Below are 19,490 nucleotides of genomic sequence, written 5' to 3' on the forward strand. Positions count from 1 at the left end.
AACATCAAAATGGTTGTTGAGCTGATTGCTCCAATCGCCATGGACGAAGGTCTGCGCTTCGCAATTCGTGAAGGTGGTCGTACCGTCGGTGCTGGTGTTGTTGCTAAAATCTTCGAGTAATTTATTCGAAGATTTTAGACAGTAAAAAGGCGCTCTATGAGCGCCTTTTTTAGTTTATAAGTCTTAAAAATTAAATTTAAGTTGCAGCTTCGTGATTTCCATAATTACACTGAATTCGAAATGAGCAAGCTCGAAGTTAAAGCCGAAGATTTTTATTTTTTTAAACCTTTGAAGTGCATCTGTCTGTAAAAGCTAAAGTGCGTTCTTGATTTAGTGAAAAACTAACATTTTTCGGCTTTGGTCACCATTGGAAACTGAACCCGAATTGGGTTTAACTAAAACGATAACAAAATTTATGAAAAGTGCATTTGTCATCTTACTGCTCTTGATATCTGGTTGTGCTCAAACAGTGGCAGACAGAATTAGCCTTCATCAAATTGAGTTGGATGATATTAGAAAGTATCGAGCGCGTTATTTACACCAGCAATGTTTAACTGAAAATAAATGCCTTCCATTTTTGCTTTTACAAAAGAACACAGTCAGTTCAGATCATGACCATTACAAAATTAAGTTAGTTTCTGGTAAGCAAGTTCACAGAAGTGAAATTACCCATTTTAATTACAAAGCAAAGAGAAACCGTCACCTTATAGTGCTATTTCCAGGTTATTCAGCACCTAAGGAGTCGCTGATTAATCATGGTTACTGGTTATATAGTCTAGGATTTGATGTGTTGATTGCACCCGGACCAAACGAAGCAGAAAAATTCACATTTGGGTTTTCCTTCATAGAATATATTGCGGCGTTCATCAACCAGAATAAAAAATTATATGCTGGTATTTATACCATGGGATTTTCGATGGGTGCACTGTCTAGTTTTCAGCTGGCGGAGAAAATTGAGATCACTTTGTAACCTGCCATATTCCTATTTTATTGTTAACGGCAAAAATCGATCAAAAAGCAAAATTGGCAGGACTTTCTTCGCTAGCGGATGATTATTTAACCAAACCATTTGATGCCGACGAGTTAATTGTCAGAATCCAAAACTTGTTGGCTACAAGAGCCTTGCTTGCTGAGTATTATTCATCATCTAAATCGCGACCGATCGTGTCTACAGAACGTTTTGGTAGCTTTGCAAACGATGATTCCTTTCGCTCAAAATTGCAGCAGTGCATTTCGAACTGCTATCAAGATCCCAATGTGTCACTCACGGAAGTCGCTTCGAAGTTAGCTTTTAGCGAACGTCAACTGCAAAGAAAAATGAAAGCAATTTTGGGCATTAGTTTTTCGGAATACTTACGAAACTACCGACTCGACAAAGCAGTTGAATTAATTAAAGAAAATATCAAAATTACTGCCATTGCCGATCAGGTTGGCTTTAACTCCAGTACCTATCTTACACGATGCTTTAAGGCGCGATTTGGAGAAAGCCCATCTCACTTCCGTGAAAAATTGACTTCGAAAGAAGAAGCGGCAAAGGATTCGAGTTCGGTTAAATTTAAATCACATTGATTGGCGATTAGGCAAACGGGATCCAGTTGTCGCTTAAATTCCTATTAGTGTCGTTTATGTTCAACTTGTTTGCGTGATTGTTCTATAAAATGTCGTAAACATACTCACACATTTTTTCTTTCTTACTTACCATTTCGCTCGGCCTCTGACGGATAGACTGGGCCATAAAAGCGTTATTCGATGACTGTCGAATAACTTTTCCTCTTAATAAACAAGTTGAACAGTGAAATAAAAGGAAATCACTATGAGCATTCGCAAGTTGGTACCATTAGCAGGAATATTAAGTTTGTATGTTGGTATGACTTCTTCAGTCATCGCTGATGAGTCACAAAGTGGGTTACAACACACGTTTACCGAATACAATGGTAGTCCCATCATACATCCTCCTGGAGTGCCTAAAGATGGTTACAGTACTTCAAATTATTTGAAAGAGGTTTGTCAGTATTTGGGGTATGACGGTATGACTCGGTATACCACGAAAAAATACACCTATGCCGAAAGAAATTGGTATGGCGACTTCGTTTGGTACACCCAAGAAGCTGAGCCACGGGTTTACGACTCGCTTACTTGCTACGTGTACGTACGATAAATTGGAAAACGCCCGACTTCCTCATTGGCTGAGGTGTCTGAGCTAAATGGATTTTTCATGGAGGTACAGAGTCGGGCTTTTGGAATTCATTGCATGTTATTCATCCAGCAGCCCATTATCCGAGAATACACTGGCGCAACCAGCGTTCCAACATTGTTCGGCAACTTCTCGGGTGTTAACGGTAAAACACATAAAATCAAAAGGAGAGTAGTAACAGTGGGCTATTAGAGGAGAGAAGATGAGTTGATGATGGATATGCAGAGACGTGCATTTGAGCGAGTCACTCAATGCAACCACTTCTTCCGCGGGCATTAATTCTAAATCATCCACAACCAAAGCGCGTGGCAAGTGGGGTATTAATTGCAAACAAGCCGTAATGCTTTCTACCGAATAACTGGAAAACAAAATTTCTGGATTTTGTGCCCTCGATTGTAATAAATGATTTAATTGCTCTACGGTTTTTCTTTCTTCATCAATATTGGGTTTTATTTCTAAGTTAACGCCGAGTTTTAGCTCAAGCGCTAAGTCGAGCAATTGATTAACTGTCGGAATGTTCTGGTCAGCAAATATCGGTGCAAACCAGCTACCCGCATCTAACTGTTGCAACTCGTTTTGAGTAAAGTGTTGGAATACGCCGGCCGCATTCGTGGTTCGTTCAAGCGTTGCGTCGTGGAAAACCATGGGGACAGCATCTTTACTTAACCGCACATCCGTTTCTACCCATCGAATACCACGCTCGGCAGCAAGTCGAAATGCAGCGAGCGTATTTTCTGGAGCCCACTGACTCAGTCCTCGGTGAGCGATAACGGTTGGGAAGTCTGTAAAATGAAGCTTTAATGCCATTAATGCACAAAGTCCAGTTGATGCTCTCTCGATAGCCTAGTTTCCCTCGCTCGATTTGGCAATGAATGTTCGTTTTTACTTTTTGCTGTCCCGGGGTAACATGCGAACTTTCGTTTCACCAATGAAACCATTCAAATGAACAAAGTTTGGGGCAGTTTTATTCTTATCGCGTTTATTACCGCAGTTTGGCAATCGCTTTTTAATGGGCAAACCCATATTTTTGGTGAAATGATGCATTCTGTCTTTCAGATGGCGGAGCTCAGTATTGAAATCGCACTTGGATTGGTGGGATTGCTTTGTTTTTGGATGGGAGTTTTGCGACTGGCAGAAGTTTCTGGTGTTTTAAATGGTATTGCCCGTGTTTTTCAACCCTTATTTCGTCGTTTGATGCCTGAGTTACCGGAAAATCATCCCGCTTTTGGTCACATCACCATGAATATGGCAGCGAATATTTTCGGTTTGGATAATGCGGCAACACCGGCAGGTATTAAGGCCATGGAGTCGATGCAAAGTGTTAATCCGATCAAAGATCGGGCTACCAATGCACAAATTCTTTTTCTGGTGCTTAACACATCATCAGTCACTTTGTTTCCAGTCACTATATTGATGTATCGTGCGCAGCAGGGGGCTACTTACCCGGCAGAAGTTTTTATACCCATTTTATTAGCAACCTCGGCATCAACTTTGATTGGATTAATTACCGTATCTTTAGTGCAGCGTGTGCAATTACTGGATCGAGTAGTCTTAAGCTATTTAGCGGTGGGGGTAGCTGCGGTAGCTGCCATTATCATTGGATTTAATGAGTTGAGTAATGAACAAATGTCTCATTATTCGTCGGTGATCGGTAATGGCGCGTTATTAACCGCTATTGCGTCATTTGTCGCGGTTGCTTGGTGGCGCAAGGTGCCGGTGTATGAGGAGTTTATCGAAGGAGCGAAGCAGGGGTTTTCGTTAGCAGTGACCATTATGCCCTATCTGGTCGCTATGTTGGTGGCAATCGGGCTACTGAGAACCAGTGGCGTGTTCGATGCCGTGTTAGGTGTGATTGCTTATCTTGTTTCCAGCTTTGATGGCGATACTGCGTTTGTGGAGGCGTTACCAACAGCGTTAATGAATCCATTTTCGGGTAGTGGCGCGCGAGCGATGATGTTGGAAACTATGAGTACTTATGGTGTTGATTCATTTGCAGCGCGACTGGCATCGATATTTCAAGGCAGTACTGAAACCACGTTTTATGTGTTGGCGGTTTATTTTGGTGCGGTTAATATTCGACGATTGCGACATGCGATTGCTTGTGGTGTGATCGCTGATCTTGCAGGGATCATTGCAGCTATAGTGATTGCTTACTGGTTTTTTGCGTGACAGCAGAAAGAGCGTCAATGGTAGAGGTTTAATGAGATTTAAACGGACTTTTTTCACCAATAAAAGTGTCACAGTTAGTATTCACTTTCACTTCGTTTATGTCGCCTTGCATGCCAACTTGATAATCCCTTTGTTACGAATATATGTATAGGCCACAAGTTCAAGTTGTCAGTTTAAAGTCAAGAGTAATCCACAGAAAAATTTCAATTATTTTTTTCGCTTTGCACAACAAGCAAACAATGTGCGCAATTCTTAAACGAACCTACATCGTACGGTAACTTATTGAAAATAAAGGGAAAAATAAAACAGGTTAAAAAATAATCAATTTGACTTTGATTCTGGTTTTATCAGGCCTGAAGCCCTTTTTAAAAATCTTTTCCCCACAGTTATCCACAGCTTCTGTGGAAACATTATTACAGCTCAATGACGATGGGACATCGCCCGTTTATGACTGTTTTTGTGCACTGGCAACGGTGTAATTTTTGCCCTGTTTGTGTTTGGTGTAATTGCCAAAAACATCATTGAAGTTACGCTTCATAAATTGTCGCAAGCCATTTATGGTAACAACGTAAAATCGGCCGCCCGGTTTTAAATGTTCCAACGCATCGTACAAAAACAGACTGAGCATCTCGTTACCGACTTTCGCAGGAATATTGGAGACTATGACATCGAATTTTTCATGGGTTAACTGCTCAAGTCCGTTTGACAGTATTGCTTTAGCATTTTTTACCTGATTCAGTTCAGCGTTCTTGTTGGCGTAATCGACGGCGACAAAGTCTTTATCCGCCATGATTACCTGACCTTGTGGTGCCAGTTTTGCTAGTGTGATCCCCAAAACGCCATAACCGCAACCGAGGTCAAAACAGTCGGCATCGCTCGATACTTCAATATAGTCGAGTAGCAAACGGCTGCCTTCGTCTACTTCCCGTGGTGAAAAAATCCCCCAGGTCGATTGAAACTTGAGTGGAAATCCTTTCAATTGAGTATCAAAAAGCAACGGGGCACGAAGTTTGTCGGTCAGAGGTAATTTGGCGGGCGTCATGAAGATAGTTTTTGAGTTAAATTTGGCGAACATTATAGCTTAAGCTGTCGCAATGGGCAGCATTGGGAAGCGCAAAGTGATCACTTGCTAGCGATATGCTTCTTTGTCTTGGTCAGCTGCGGTAAAATAGTCCACCATGTCGTTTTAATGAGAAACACTATTATGAGTAAAGCACCGGTTTACAAAGTGTTGTTTGTAAATCAAGGACAAACCTACGAAATCTATGCCCGCGATGTGCATTCCAGCAATTTATACGGGTTTGTAGAAGTCGAGCAGCTGTTATTCGGCGAACGAAGTCAAGTGGTTGTCGATCCTTCCGAAGAAAAACTGAAAGCCGAGTTTGAAGGTGTTAAACGCAGTTATATTCCAATGCATTCCGTGATTCGCATCGACGAAGTGAACAAACAGGGCGTTGCGAAAATATCGGAAGCCAAAGGAGGTAGTGTGGTAACCAGTTTTCCTATGCCATCGTCTAAACCGGGCAAGTCTGGCGATTAATAAGGCTGTTAGATGAGTTCTGAGTTTGCACCAACCGATATTTTATTGCTATGTCGTCCTGGCTTTGAATCCGACTGCGGGCAAGAGTTTCAATATTGGGCGGAAAGCGTTGGTGTTTATGGTTACTTAAAATTGAAGCTACAGCAAGGATATCTGCTGTTTGGCTGTTACGACAGTGACTCGGCGCTACTGCTATACCAACAGCTTGACGTGAACGAGCTGGTGTTTGTACGCGACGCAATGCTGGCGTTGCCAATCTTAGACTCGCTTGATGTCGAAAATCGTGTGGCTGGCATTATTGATGCGATTGTAACGGCTCCGGCGGTCGCCAAGATCGTTCCACTTCCTCTAGACACCAACGAAGGTAAGTCGTTGGCACGGCTGAGTCGAAAAATTGTACCGCCATTAAAACAAGCTTTGCAAAAGCGGAACCAAATTGATACCCAATCGAGCTGGTATTTGAATCTGATGTTTTTAAGCGGACACTCAGCGTTTGTCGGCTTGAGTCTCGCTGATCGTCAACCGCAATGGAGTGGTGGAATTGCGCATTTGAAAATGCCCTCTGGTGCTCCCAGTCGCTCAACGTTAAAGTTAGAAGAAGCGATTTTGTTTTTCCTTTCGAAAGAGCAACAGTCGCAATTGTTTGCAATGGGAAAAACCGCGGTCGACCTCGGCGCATGCCCAGGCGGCTGGACCTATCAACTGGTGAAACGTGAATTGCAAGTGATTGCTATTGATAATGGCACGATGGACGAGAAGTTAATGGCGAGCGGTCAAATTGAGCACATTCGAGCGGATGGTTTTCATTGGCGACCACCTTATAAAGTGAATTGGTTGGTGTGTGATATGGTGGAAAAACCGGCTCGTATCGCCGAGCTGATGGCACGTTGGCTTGCCAGGGGCGATGCCGAGCGAGCCATTTTTAATTTAAAGTTGCCGATGAAAAAACGGTTTCTGGAAGTGTTGAGCTGTCAGGAAATCATCGAAGCGGTTTTACAGGATTTGCCTTTCCAGTTGCGATTTAAGCAGCTGTACCATGATCGGGAAGAAGTCACTTGCTATTTGAGCTTGGAGTAATTAAGTCGTAATGAATTTAAACGATATCCCTTTGGGTAAGTCAACCGAATATCCTACTCAGTACGATCCCGGATTGCTGTTTCCGGTTGCGCGTCACATGAAGCGTAATGAAATTGGCATCGGGCAAACGCTACCTTTTCATGGCAGTGATATCTGGACCGCTTTTGAAGTCTCTTGGTTAAATCTGCGCGGAAAGCCTCAGGTGGCCATTGTTGAATTTGAGTTTCCTTGCACAACGGCCAATATCATTGAATCCAAGTCGTTTAAATTGTATCTCAATTCATTCAACCAAGAAATGTTAGCGAATGAACAGACGTTTGTAGATCGAGTACAACGGGATCTGTCGCTTGCCGTAAAAGGTGAGGTTCAAGTACACCTTTACAGTCTCGATGCTTACCAACAAAAAGGATTCGGTCGACTTGATGCGATACTCATCGATGAGTTGGATGTGGTGTGCAAAACCTACGATTATCGGCCCGATTTACTGGCCGTAAGTGGGGAGTCAAAAGAAAAGGTTGAGCAATGCCTTTATTCACACCTGTTAAAAAGCAATTGTCTTATCACTTCTCAGCCGGACTGGGCGACTTTGATTGTCGATTACAAAGGTCAGGCAATTGATCAGTCTCGATTACTGCAGTATCTGGTGTCTTTTCGAAATCATAATGAGTTTCATGAACAATGTGTGGAGCGGATTTACCAGGATATTATGCATTATTGTCAGCCAGAAAAGCTCACTGTAGTGGCACGCTACACACGCCGTGGTGGCCTCGATATTAATCCTTGGCGAAGCAATTGTCGGCAGCAAATGCCATTTTTACGGCTTGCTCGCCAATAGCCTTTTACACCGATTTGTCGAAACTGAGATGCTGCTCACACACCGTTGAGTTTAGCTCGATAAATCTGTGACAGGATACAAGGCAGTCAAACACTTTTCCGATTATGCTTCCATTTCGTGCAAACAGTCTGAGGCATAACCCCATGGCTTATCTGGTACTAATGACAGAAGGACAGCAAGGAACGCGGTTTGCGTTGGAAAAGCCGTCGTTGTCTATTGGACGATCACCTAAATGCGATATTTGTCTGGAAGATCCATCGGTAAGTTTTGAACATGCGACTTTGCAAGTTCGGCAAGATGAGCAGTCAGCGGAGTTCTGGATCGAAGACATTTGCAGTACTAATGGTACTTTTGTTAATAATAAAAAGGTCAATTCTGCGGTACTCAATCATAACGACAACATCAACATTGGATTGTCGAATTTCCGTTTTGTGGATGACTCGGATGCCTCATTGGCATCGACCTGTGAGATCAAAAAGTCTTGGATCCCGGGAGTGTTTTACCTTAAAGACTAGTCGTCCAGGCAATCACTCTCCACCTTTGCTACACTTGTCGGATTTCTTATTCGTTGAATATCTCTCCAAAGTCGTTAGAATAGCCTGCCGAACTTCGAGCAGGCCTTATCACTCATTCAAACTGCTGCGGAGTAGGGTAAAAGTAGGTCGCATTAAGAGAACCCATCATTTATGAGTATGCATTTTTTAGAGTTTGAGCAACCCATTGCTGAGCTTGAAGCGCAAATAGAAGAGCTGCGCCTGGTGGGCAGCGATGCTGAAATTAACATTTCTGAAGAAATCGCACGTCTACAGAAAAAAAGTCGTGAGTTAACGGAGCAAATTTTTCGCGATCTCGACGCTTGGCAGATTGCGCAACTGGCTCGTCACCCGCAACGTCCTTACACACAAGACTACTTAGACCATATTTTCACCGATTTCGAAGAGCTGTGCGGTGACCGCGCTTTTGCCAATGATTGGGCAATTGTTGGTGGCGTCGCTCGGTTGGATGAGCAACCGGTGATGGTCATTGGTCATCAAAAAGGGCGCGATACCAAAGAGAAAATCAAGCGTAACTTCGGAATGCCTCGTCCGGAAGGCTATCGTAAAGCTTTGCGGTTAATGGAGATGGCTGAAAAGTTTAAGTTGCCAATTGTTACGTTTATCGATACACCCGGCGCCTATCCCGGTGTTGGTGCTGAAGAACGAGGGCAGAGCGAAGCCATTGCTCGTAATTTGAAAGTGATGGCCACATTACGAACTCCAATTGTTTGCACGGTTATTGGTGAAGGCGGTTCCGGTGGTGCATTGGCCATTGGTGTGGGTGATCGAGTGAATATGCTGCAAAATGCAACTTATTCCGTTATATCGCCCGAAGGGTGCGCATCCATTCTTTGGAAAAGTGCAGAAAAAGCACAAGAAGCCGCTCAAGCGATGGGGATTACTGCTCAGCGTTTGAAAAGTCTGGAATTGATTGACTCGATTGTTGATGAACCCCTCGGAGGAGCACACCGCGATCCCGTTCAGATGGCGAGTAATTTGAAGCAACGCATTCTTGGTGATTTACGTGATTTGCAAGCTCTTGCACTCGATGACCTGCTGGATCGCCGATATTCTCGCTTGATGTCGTTTGGCGCTTATGAAGAGTGAAAGTTTGATGTTGCAAACGTTTTAAGTACTAAGTGCTAAGCCATAAGTTCAAAATGTGAAGAATTTCGGTTGACACCCAGACCTGTTCCGCGCATTGTTTTAATAGAGCTTAGAGCTTAGAGCTTAGAGCTTAGAGCTTAGAGCTTAGAGCTTAGAGCTTAGAGCTTAGAGCTTAGAGCTTAGAGCTTAGAGCTTAGAGCTTAGAGCTTAGAGCTTAGAGCTTAGAGCTTGAAACGTAAAATTTTGAACTTAATGCCCGTGCCGCATCCCATCATTGAATCTCTGGAACATTTTATTCGACAAAACGCGACGCCTTCGTCACGATGGTGGGTTGCGTTTAGCGGTGGACTCGACTCGACAGTCTTGTTACACGGGTTGTCATCGCTATTACCGAGATTTCCGCAAGCCAGTTTACATGCCCTTCATGTTCACCATGGATTAAGCGACAATGCCGACCATTGGGTGAGTCATTGTCATCATTTCTGTCAACGAATTTCAATTCCGTTGCAAGTAGAATACGTTTCTATACCAGAGGCGACACGTCAAGGCATAGAGCAAAAAGCGCGAAATGCGCGTTGGCAAGCGATTTTTAAACACGTGAAACCTTATGACTGTATCTGGTTGGGGCACCATCAGGACGATCAAGTCGAGACATTACTGCTTAAATTATTTCGAGGCACAGGCGTACTTGGCGCACAAGCAATGAAAGCAAAACAAATGCAACAAAAACGGAATGTGTTGCGGCCTTTACTGGGTTTTTCGAAACTGGAATTAATGGAGTACGCAAACACAAATAATTTGAATTGGATTGAAGATGAATCCAATCAATCGGATGCCTTTAGCCGAAATTTTTTACGACGACAGGTGTTGCCAAATGTGGAGCAGCAATGGCCAAGTTATCGTCAAGCATTGAGTCGATTCAGTGACCATATGCAACAGGCTCAGTTACTTTTGGAGCAGCTTGCTGCGCAAGACTTGTCGCAAATTGAAGATGCAGGTGGAATAAAAATTCAAGCCTGGCGGCGGTTATCTGAAGAGCGACAGATCAATGTTTTACGTTTCTGGATGAATCAATACGCGCATTATTTACCGAACGACAATCGGCTGCAGGAGCTGGTTTCGCAATTAAGGCAATACACGCCCAATAAAAAAATTAAGTTTACCTGGGGAAATTGGGTTTTACAGCAAACTGGTGAACGATTGGATTTGGTCGCTGCTCACATGACGGTTACTGAAAGTTTTCAACTGAACTGGTTGAATTTTCCAAAAGCGCTCTCTATCGATGCGTTAAATTCTCAGTTACAAGTATCCAACTTTGAAGGAAAGAATTTACCGGCAATTCGACTGCCAAAGCCGCATGAAAAAATACGAGTATGCTCGCGTCTTGGTGGTGAAAAGTGTTGGCCGCATTTCCGTGAAAAAGCAACATCGTTAAAAAAAATAATGCAAGAGCAAGCAGTGCCACAGTGGCAGCGAGATCGGATTCCTTTGGTATATTACAACGAACAATTGGTAGCTGCCGTGGGGCTTTTTTACGACCGTCAATTTTTAGTTAAAGGTGAAGAAGGAATTCGCTTTGAATTATTGGACGTCAGCGAGCATTCTTGAGGGTGTTTACCGTTGGTTTAAAAATAAAAAAGTTGAGTTGTTAGTTCGATGAATCGGTAATACGCATTGAGTTTTTACTTGAACCTTTTTTACTTATCCACTTCTCTCTCAATCATCGTGAAATTTTCCTTTAAAACGCTTGAGCAATCGTAACGCTTCTTCTGCAATGACAGGTTTGCTATAAAAGTAGCCCTGCGCATAATCGATGCCTAGATTCTTGAGTAGTGCTTGATGCTGTTCCGTTTCAACGCCTTCAGCAATTATGCCCAGTTGTAATTGTGAGCACATATAGGCAATTGTCTTTACAATGGTTAAATGTTTTTTACTTTGATTCATTCGGGAAATAAAGGAACGATCAATTTTAATCGTATTTAAAGTAAATTTATGAAGGTAACTGAGCGATGAATAACCAGTGCCAAAGTCATCTAATAGGACGGGAATGTGAATTTCAGAAAGTGCTTGCAACAGTTGTTGAGCAAGCAGTGCATTTTCGATCAACAGACTTTCAGTAATTTCGACTTTTAATGCAGAAGGTTGTAGCTGGTTTTCGTTCAGCGCCGTTTTAATTGCAGTCAACAAATCGTGATGTTCTATCTGGCGAGAAGAAAAGTTTACGCTAATGGCTATGTCCTGTGCGAGTGGTGTTTGTGACTGCCAATATTTTAATGTGTACAAGGAGTGGTGCAAAATGAACTGACCAATATCATGAATCATCCCGGTTTCTTCTGCAATTGGAATAAACTCATCCGGTGGTACCAACCCAAGCTCTTTATGCTTCCAGCGAGCCAACGCCTCAAAAGCCACAATATGTCCCGTTTGTAAGTTGACAATAGGTTGATAAAAAATGCTGATTTGATCGCGTTCCAGCGCGTGGCGCAGCTCGTTTTCCAGCGTTAGCCGTTTCATTGCGCTTTCGTGTAGGTCCACATCGAACAAAGCGTAACGTGCTTTGCCTGACTCTTTTGCATGGTACATGGCGGAGTCGGCATCTCGTAAAACATCATCTGGTATTTGATGGGAGCCGTTACCTAGCGCTATGCCGATGCTGGTGGAGGTGAATATTTTATGCTCCTTTAGTTGAAACGGTTGTGCGATCGCATCGATGATGCGGTTGGCAATCACCGCAGCATCCCGTACCTGGCCAATATCACGTAACAGTACACAAAACTCATCGCCACCGAGTCGGGCGACAGTGTCTTTAGGCCGAACGCAGTCATCCAGCCGTGAAGCAACCTCTTGTAATAATGCATCTCCCATTAAGTGTCCAAGGCTATCGTTGATTATTTTAAAACGATCCAGATCAAGAAACAGAACCGAAAACTGTGTTTCCGGATTTCGTTGGCGTTGTCGTAAAATTTGTTGCAACCTATCGATAAAAAGAGCACGATTGGGCAAACCGGTTAAGCTGTCATGAAAAGCCTCAAATGCTAGCTTTTTTTGCATGCGGTTACGTTCATCAAGCATGGATTTTAAGGTGTCGTTAATTCGAGATAGCTCGCGTGTGCGTTCTTTTACACGCTTCTCCAATTGGTCGTTTGCTACTTTTAACTCGTGGTGTGCTTGTTTTAAAGACTCTGCACTTTGTTTTCGATACAGTGCCGTAGATACTTGTTGTGCGACAAAAGCTAATACTTCCTGATCAAGTTGAGTGTAAGATTTTCCATTTAGATAACTTTGAACGGCAAGCACGCCAATGGTTTTCGTTTTATGTACCAGTGGAACGCCGAGCCAGCTCTCAGGAGTCGTTCCAATAAACACGCCGTTGGCTTTCCAGTACTCACTGTTGGATTGATTAATCAACAAAGATTTTCCAGTCCGTAAAATGCGTTCAGTAGGCGGGCACTTATTGATATCAATAGAACTGTCTAACATTCTCGAAGCGGTGTCTGAATCAAACTCATCAATCATGTAAGGAAAATGAAGCTCTTTGGTTTTTTCATCAAAAGTACAAACGTAAAAGTTTTTTGAGGGCATAATGCCATTAATAATGTTATGCAGTGCCAAATAAAACTCGTCTAAGTCACGCGTAGTATTGGTTAACTCCGAAATTTTAAACAGTGCAGCCTGTAGTTTTTCGGTTCTTTCAGTTTCTTTTACTTGCAGCTCAAGTTCGTTATTGATTTTTTGCAGCATGGCAGTGCGCTGCTGAACTTTTAGCTCCAGTTGTTCATTGTATTCTTTGAGGTATTGTTCGTATCGCTGTTTTTGTAAGAGCGTTCCTATCTGTTGCGAAACAAAGGTGAGCAGATCTTTGTCTTTTTCTGAAAATGTAATGTTGTTTTTGTAGCTTTGTAGTACTAAAACACCGATGGTCTCATTTTGTACGTTAAGCGGTACTCCAAGCCAGTGTTTGGCCGGTATTCCACGAATAACCAATTCGCCTAATTCGGCCATTTGCCGCAACGTATTTTCGTCGGCTAATAGCACCTTTCCGGTTTTAAACAAATAACCGGTTAAGGTATTTTTAAAGGCTTCGATAGGTTCTGGTGACCAGTTTACTGGATTGTCGCTTTCGACTTCGTCGTGAAAATATTCGAATTGAACGTGAGTGCGTTTGTCGGTCAGTAGCGCAATGTAAAAATTATTCGCGTACATCAGACTGCCAATGATCTGATGTAGCTCACGATAAACATCTTTCAGTTGTTTTGCTTGAGTGGATATAGAAGCGATTTGCAACAAAGCACGATGTTCCAGTTCCGAGCGAGTTTTTTCTTGTTGCTCAGCTTCGAATTTATCGGTTCGGCTTTGCGCTCCATTTTGATTGTTATGCATGTAATCGGATAATAGAGGGTTTAATTCAGACAAACTGAGGTTAAGTTTGACCAGCTCGATCTTTCAAGCATAGTTAAAGATTACACTTATACCAGTAATATTACGCCAATGAGATTTTCAGGAAAGGTGATAAAAATTTAAAATTTCACGCTCTTTTTTCATTGCATCTTGATAACCCAGTGCAATCAGTTCACGGGTAAACGCCTTTTCAAATAGCAAGTAACTGAGCACTGCGTCACCGCTTTCACCGTCAATACCGATGCGTCTTAAGAAGAATTTTAAGCCTTTTGGCATGGCGTCGAAGTGCTCACGAGCAATGGCGCTTAGGTCATGACTCGGATTGATGACCAATGTATTGATGGGTTTTAAAATAAATTCCCGAGCTTTTATTTTATCCGGAATTTTTGAAAGTGTTTTATTCACCCTGTGCAGGCGTTCCAGATCGCTGTCGAGACTGTCGATAAACACACTGTCGAGTAAATGGCCGGCTATTTCGGCAATGGTTGGGTAACCTTCTGGTTGTACAATTTCATCACTGGGCGCATTGCGAGGATCCACACCTATCACCAGAATATTTTCAGCCCCTAAATGTAATGCTGGGCTAAGCGGTGATAAAAAGCGCATACTGCCATCACCAAAGTACTGTTCGCCGACTTTTACTGCGGGAAAGACAAGTGGAATCGCGGCGGATGCCAGCAGGTGCTCTTTACGTATGACTGCGGGATGACCACGTCTTCGGTGGCGTCGCCACACCTGAGTTTCCGGTCTCGCTTGATAGAAGCTGATTGACTCGCCTGTGGTGTAGCTTGAAGCCGTTACACACAACGCCTTTAGCGCATTTTGGGCAATGGCTTTGTGAATAAGAGGATAGGGTATGACACGATCCAATAATTCGCTTAACGGTGAGTTATCAAGTAAACCCAGAGTTCGATGGGGTGTTCCACCAAATAAAACTCTGAGCCAGCGTAATGAGTTTTTTGCCAAGTGCATAAAGTCGGTATGGAAAACCTGTTCGCAATGAAAATTAGCCCACACGTTTTCCAGTCGCCGCATTCCCAGTTTAAAATGCTGGGCATAAGCCGCGACGACTGTTGCGTTGATGCCTCCGGCTGAAGTACCGCAAATGATAGGGAACGGGTTTTCGTGAGTGGTAAAGGGAAGAATTTCAGATATTGCCTTGAGAGCGCCCACTTGGAATGCCGCGCGAGCACCTCCCCCTGATAACAGCAGGCCAGTGTTCGAGTGAGGCGCTAAGCTATTCATAAATATTGAGTCGTATTAAGCTTTCCAACGGAGTCTCAGTGCCCGGTACACTTTCATCGGGTATTTCATTTTGCCGTAGCTGCCGTTATAGCGCGCCAATGCATTGGTTATATTCTTACGTTCTTTTTTTATGTATAAGCTGAGAATGGCGCAGCCATAACGCAGGTTGGTTTCGATATCCATTAGGTTGTCTTCGGGATGCCCAATCTCACTTTTCCAAAAAGGCATGACCTGCATCAGTCCAAGCGCGCCCGCACTGGAAATAGCAAAGCGGTCAAAGTTCGATTCCACTTCTATTAACGCCAAGACCAGCTGTGGATCCAAACCAAACGATCGGGCGTATTTGTGTGCCAAGGTTAATACCGTAAAGCGTTCTTCGGGCGGAATTTTAGGTGCTCGTTTGGCCAGTCGCTTCGACATATCTTTCATCCAAACTTCAGCTTCGAAACGATCTTCAAAAGCATGCTCTCGTTGTAGCATGGCTTTTAATTCGTTACGAAAGCTTTCGTCTGGCATTTGCTGGTTGGCCTGTATTGAGATACTGGCCATGACCATCGACAGCAATAAGACTAAACTACTTATTTTCATAAAAATTAGGAGTTTAATTGCTCTTGAATAAAGTTTAGAACATTATCCATTGGGATATCGACTTTTTCATTGCCAGCACGATGTTTGTATTCGAATTTTCCGGCATCGATGCCTTTTTCCGAAATGACGATACGGTGAGGAATGCCCATCAGTTCCATATCCGCAAACATGACGCCAGGGCGTTCTTTGCGGTCGTCAAATATCACTTCAATACCCAAATCGAGCAGTTGCTGATAGAGTTTTTCCGCTTCTTCTGCAACACGTTGTGATCGGTGCATGTTCATTGGTACTAAGCAAACGGTAAATGGAGCGATGTTTTGTGGCCAAATGATACCGTACTGGTCGTGGTTTTGTTCAATTGCGGCAGCCACAATTCGACTGACACCGATACCGTAACAGCCCATCGCAAGTGTGACGGACTTTCCGGATTCATTTAAAACATTGGCACTCATGGCTTCGCTGTATTTGGTGCCCAGTTGGAAAATATGACCCACTTCGATACCACGTTTGATGGTGAGCTTACCTTTGCCATCCGGTGCATCATCGCCTTCAATTACATTTCGCAGATCGTAAACTTCACTGTATTGAGCATCGCGTTCCCAGTTGACGCCTGTGAAGTGATGGGCATTTTCGTTGGCGCCACAGACAAAGTCAGACAATACCGCGGCGTTTCGATCGGCAATCACCGGGATCGATAACCCAGCCGGACCGACATACCCAGCTTCGCAACCTGCTGCTTGTTTTACCGACTCATCGTCAGCAAGTGTCAATGGCGTTGCTACCAGTGGGTGTTTTTCTGCTTTAATTTCGTTCAGGCTATGATCGCCTCGCAGGCAAAGTGCAACAACAGGATAATCGTCATTAGCGCCTACAACCAGCAAGGTTTTTACGGTTTGATGGGCATCAACTTTCAACAAGGTGGTAACTTGCTCGATGGTTTTGGTATCCGGTGTCGCGACTTTTTCCATCGGTTGGCAAGGAGCTGGTCGTTCCGTTTGTGGAGCCAGGCTTTCCGCTTTTTCGACATTGGCCGCATAGTCGCTGCCATCGCTAAAAGCAATGGCGTCTTCACCGGAATCGGCGAGTACGTGAAACTCGTGCGATGCACTTCCTCCTATTGCGCCAGTATCAGCGAGCACCGCTCGGTAGTCGAGGCCTAAACGATCAAAGACATTACAGTAAGCCTGATACATGACTTGATAGGTTTCTTTTAAGCTTTCTTCGGTTGTGTGGAAGGAATAAGCGTCTTTCATTAGAAATTCACGTGCTCGCATCACACCAAAGCGGGGTCGGCGTTCGTCTCGAAACTTGGTTTGAATCTGGTAGTAATTGGCGGGCAGTTGTTTGTAAGAGCGTATCTCATCGCGAATGATCGCCGTAATGACTTCTTCGTGTGTAGGTCCGAGACAGAATTCACGGTTGTGGCGATCCTGCAATCGCAGCAGCTCAGGACCAAACTGACTCCAACGTCCAGATTCTTCCCATAAATCGGCCGGTTGCACCATCGGCATTAACACCTCTTGGGCTCCGGCTTTGTTCATTTCGTCGCGCACTATGGCTTCTACCTTTCGCAACACTTTCAGTCCGGTTGGTAACCAGGAGTATAGGCCGGCAGACGAGGCCAGCTTGCGAATCATTCCGGCGCGTAGCATCAGCTGATGGCTGATCAGCTCGGCATCGGAAGGCGTTTCTCTTTGTGTTGCGAGGAGGTATTGAGTGGTACGCATGCGTCAGTCCAATTACGGTATTTTGTTAAAGTCGGTTATTCTATCAGCCTTGAAAGGGTTACGAAATCGATGGTTTATCAAGGGAGGAACTTACTTGTCTGATTTGGCTATTGCTTAGGCAAATTCGTTGTGAATATGATTCGATAAACACGCTCTAGGCTCTCTTCCATCAGTGCAATACTTAAACCGAATTTAAAGAATGGGTCAAATGGAGATCTGGCGTGATTCTCCGGGCTGAAATACCCGGTAATTGCGTAAAAATTAAACTTTACTCTTTAAATTTTTTGAAAAAACCTTATATTACGCGCCAGAGATGATTGGTGTGTAGGTAAGAGGAACAGCGGTTATGCCAATATACGAGTATCAGTGCGGTGCCTGTGAGCATCATTTTGAAAAATTACAGAAAATGAGCGATGAACCCTTGGTCGATTGTCCTGAGTGTTCCGAGCCGAAGTTGAAAAAGCTGATTTCTGCAGCGGGATTTCAGCTAAAAGGAACCGGTTGGTACGCAACCGACTTCAAAAACTCAGGCAAGTCGAGCGCTTCCGGATCAACTAAAAAAGCGGAAAGCCAGTCAGAAAGTAAGGCGTCGTCATCGGCTTGTGGCAGTGGTAGTTGCGGGCACGCTCATTGATTGAGAGCTTATAGTGAGACATTTGTAGAGTGTGGTCGGCACGCTCTACAGTGACTCATACTCCAAAACAAATACACCGTGCAAAGGCTGACGCTTTGGTGTGATTTGATCGCTAAGGGAAAAGTAAACAAAAGATTCGCCTTCAACGTGAAGCATAGGCGCTTCGGATCGAATACTGGCGGCAGCCAGATCCAGTTTGGCACCATCGAGCTCAATGGCTTGCTTGGCGTTAATTCGTACATTGGTGCCTTCTACTGCGGCCCCATCAATGATCAGCCCTTTACCGTTCCCTTCAATTTCAACGTTCTCAAAAGCAATGCGCGACTTGCCACGAATAATAATTTGTTCGGCTCGTACGTCTTTTAACTTGATCAGTCGACAACCGCGAAACAGCATGCGTTTGTAAGTCCCCGTAATGACCTTTTGTTGCTGTTTGAGGCAATCGTAATTTTCGGCCGGTGTTGACGCTATCGGTACAGTGGTTTCTCGTGGTAATGTTGCTAAAGTTTGTTTCAGTAACGTCTCAAACTTTTCTGGGTGGTCAAGCATCGGTGTGTGGGTACCGTCTTTCATGATGTGCAGTTGAGAATGTTGTAATCGCGCATCCAGTGCTTGCCCAATGCGAAGTGGTGCAACTGGATCGGACTCACCCCAAATCAAATGCACCGGAACCTGTAATGTTAATGTGTCGTTAGAAAAGTCTTCCGTCACCAGTGACAAGGCGGCATTCAAGTTGCTCCGATCTTTAAACAAGGTATTGCGCGCGGCTGGGGTCGATAATAGGATTTCAGTTGGATCGGGAAACAGATCGGCGGTTTCTAACATCCACTCGCTGGCTTCATTTATTTTTTGGTTTAAACGATCCAAAACACCTATTTTGAATGGGACATCAAACAGATTCTTTTGTAGATTTTCGACTCGTGTCAGGTGCTTGGCAAATACGGTTTTTTGCAACATACCGGCGGCCGAAACCAGTATAAGTTTATCGACCTGCTCGGGAAATCGAGCAGCGAACCTAAGACTGATGGCTCCGCCGAGCGAATGCCCGATGACGACGGTTCGGTTGTTTTTGGCGCGAGTGTGAACCAGCCAATGCAATACTTCAGCGTAGTTGTCGGGTGAGTAGAGCCCTTCCGGCTTATCGGATGCTCCAAACCCGGGAAGATCCAACGCTAATACATGGTAATCTGAGGCTAAAAAAGGGATAACGCTTTCCCAATCTTTGCTGCCATTTGCACCGAGCCCATGAACTAACAATATGGTTTGTGAGTTCTGTTGTCCGGCTTCCTGAATGTGGATCCGTGTATTAAATATGGGCTCTTTTGCTTGATGTTGACTGGGCGCTTGTGTTTTCGCGGAGGAAAATTCTACGAGGTCCAGTACCGGAGCTGGCTGCGTCACTTGACCACTGCATCCTAATAAACTGCTAAAAAAAATAAG

The 19,490-nt window shown here is 44.0% G+C and carries 19 protein-coding genes; 12 read left to right on the top strand and 7 right to left on the bottom strand.

The genetic code is table 11. From position 1 onward, the window contains the following. The 4 genes from ACTUJY_RS15865 to ACTUJY_RS15880 form a co-directional block, all read left to right on the top strand. Window positions 1-120, top strand: a 120-nt coding sequence (locus tag ACTUJY_RS15865) for an EF-Tu C-terminal domain-related protein (protein WP_463617197.1), incomplete at its 5' end; no start/stop codon positions are given. Window positions 121-415: 295 nt separating this feature from the next. Further along, entirely contained in the window at window positions 416-970 is a 555-nt protein-coding gene (locus ACTUJY_RS15870; protein WP_463617096.1) for a hypothetical protein, read from the top strand. 53 nt (window positions 971-1,023) lie between these two features. Continuing rightward, window positions 1,024-1,569 (top strand): helix-turn-helix transcriptional regulator, encoded by a 546-nt coding sequence (locus ACTUJY_RS15875; protein WP_463617097.1) that lies wholly within the window; start codon window positions 1,024-1,026, stop codon window positions 1,567-1,569. A 244-nt stretch (window positions 1,570-1,813) separates the two neighbouring features. Further along, complete coding sequence (locus ACTUJY_RS15880) at window positions 1,814-2,158, top strand: hypothetical protein (RefSeq protein ID WP_463617098.1); 345 nt, start codon at window positions 1,814-1,816, stop codon at window positions 2,156-2,158. Between the two features lie 96 nt (window positions 2,159-2,254). Here ACTUJY_RS15880 and ACTUJY_RS15885 read toward each other — a convergent pair whose 3' ends face one another. After that, complete coding sequence (locus ACTUJY_RS15885) at window positions 2,255-3,001, bottom strand: glycerophosphodiester phosphodiesterase family protein (RefSeq protein WP_463617099.1); 747 nt, start codon at window positions 2,999-3,001, stop codon at window positions 2,255-2,257. Between the two features lie 135 nt (window positions 3,002-3,136). Here ACTUJY_RS15885 and ACTUJY_RS15890 point away from each other — a divergent pair, with 135 nt between their 5' ends. Then, window positions 3,137-4,363 (top strand): nucleoside recognition domain-containing protein, encoded by a 1,227-nt coding sequence (locus ACTUJY_RS15890; RefSeq protein ID WP_463617100.1) that lies wholly within the window; start codon window positions 3,137-3,139, stop codon window positions 4,361-4,363. A 445-nt stretch (window positions 4,364-4,808) separates the two neighbouring features. On the opposite strand, the gene ACTUJY_RS15895 is transcribed toward ACTUJY_RS15890, so the two are convergent. After that, window positions 4,809-5,405, bottom strand: coding sequence for a class I SAM-dependent methyltransferase (locus ACTUJY_RS15895; protein WP_463617101.1), 597 nt, complete (start codon window positions 5,403-5,405; stop codon window positions 4,809-4,811). Window positions 5,406-5,567: 162 nt separating this feature from the next. Between ACTUJY_RS15895 and ACTUJY_RS15900 the strand changes: the two genes are divergently transcribed. From ACTUJY_RS15900 to tilS, 6 genes are all read left to right on the top strand, one after another. Next, window positions 5,568-5,903 (top strand): DUF1820 family protein, encoded by a 336-nt coding sequence (locus tag ACTUJY_RS15900; RefSeq protein ID WP_463617102.1) that lies wholly within the window; start codon window positions 5,568-5,570, stop codon window positions 5,901-5,903. 12 nt (window positions 5,904-5,915) lie between these two features. Beyond that, window positions 5,916-6,980 (top strand): 23S rRNA (cytidine(2498)-2'-O)-methyltransferase RlmM, encoded by a 1,065-nt coding sequence (rlmM, locus tag ACTUJY_RS15905; protein ID WP_463617103.1) that lies wholly within the window; start codon window positions 5,916-5,918, stop codon window positions 6,978-6,980. A gap of 10 nt (window positions 6,981-6,990) precedes the next feature. Continuing rightward, a complete protein-coding gene (gene queF / locus ACTUJY_RS15910) occupies window positions 6,991-7,815 on the top strand; it encodes an NADPH-dependent 7-cyano-7-deazaguanine reductase QueF (RefSeq protein WP_463617104.1) in 825 nt (274 codons plus the stop codon). A gap of 143 nt (window positions 7,816-7,958) precedes the next feature. Further along, window positions 7,959-8,330, top strand: coding sequence for an FHA domain-containing protein (locus tag ACTUJY_RS15915; protein ID WP_463617105.1), 372 nt, complete (start codon window positions 7,959-7,961; stop codon window positions 8,328-8,330). A gap of 171 nt (window positions 8,331-8,501) precedes the next feature. Continuing rightward, entirely contained in the window at window positions 8,502-9,458 is a 957-nt protein-coding gene (gene accA, locus ACTUJY_RS15920) for an acetyl-CoA carboxylase carboxyl transferase subunit alpha (protein WP_463617106.1), read from the top strand. 228 nt (window positions 9,459-9,686) lie between these two features. Further along, window positions 9,687-11,066, top strand: a complete 1,380-nt coding sequence (gene tilS, locus ACTUJY_RS15925; RefSeq protein WP_463617107.1) for a tRNA lysidine(34) synthetase TilS — start codon at window positions 9,687-9,689, stop codon at window positions 11,064-11,066. A gap of 108 nt (window positions 11,067-11,174) precedes the next feature. Here the strand turns inward: tilS and ACTUJY_RS15930 are convergent, their stop codons facing one another. The 4 genes from ACTUJY_RS15930 to ACTUJY_RS15945 all read right to left on the bottom strand — a co-directional run bounded on the left by ACTUJY_RS15930 (window position 11,175) and on the right by ACTUJY_RS15945 (window position 17,416). After that, window positions 11,175-13,838, bottom strand: coding sequence for a sensor domain-containing phosphodiesterase (locus tag ACTUJY_RS15930; RefSeq protein WP_463617108.1), 2,664 nt, complete (start codon window positions 13,836-13,838; stop codon window positions 11,175-11,177). 117 nt (window positions 13,839-13,955) lie between these two features. Then, complete coding sequence (locus tag ACTUJY_RS15935) at window positions 13,956-15,101, bottom strand: patatin-like phospholipase family protein (RefSeq protein ID WP_463617109.1); 1,146 nt, start codon at window positions 15,099-15,101, stop codon at window positions 13,956-13,958. Window positions 15,102-15,116: 15 nt separating this feature from the next. Beyond that, a complete protein-coding gene (locus tag ACTUJY_RS15940; protein ID WP_463617110.1) occupies window positions 15,117-15,650 on the bottom strand; it encodes a transglycosylase SLT domain-containing protein in 534 nt (177 codons plus the stop codon). Between the two features lie 44 nt (window positions 15,651-15,694). Beyond that, entirely contained in the window at window positions 15,695-17,416 is a 1,722-nt protein-coding gene (locus ACTUJY_RS15945; RefSeq protein WP_463617111.1) for a proline--tRNA ligase, read from the bottom strand. Between the two features lie 346 nt (window positions 17,417-17,762). On the opposite strand from ACTUJY_RS15945, the gene ACTUJY_RS15950 reads away from it, so the two are divergent. After that, window positions 17,763-18,050, top strand: coding sequence for an FmdB family zinc ribbon protein (locus ACTUJY_RS15950; RefSeq protein ID WP_463617112.1), 288 nt, complete (start codon window positions 17,763-17,765; stop codon window positions 18,048-18,050). Window positions 18,051-18,095: 45 nt separating this feature from the next. Here the strand turns inward: ACTUJY_RS15950 and ACTUJY_RS15955 are convergent, their stop codons facing one another. After that, on the bottom strand, window positions 18,096-19,451 hold the full coding sequence (locus ACTUJY_RS15955; RefSeq protein WP_463617113.1) for an alpha/beta fold hydrolase: 1,356 nt from the start codon (window positions 19,449-19,451) through the stop codon (window positions 18,096-18,098). Window positions 19,452-19,490: the final 39 nt, after the last annotated feature.

The organism is Pleionea sp. WD8-19 (assembly GCF_055326765.1).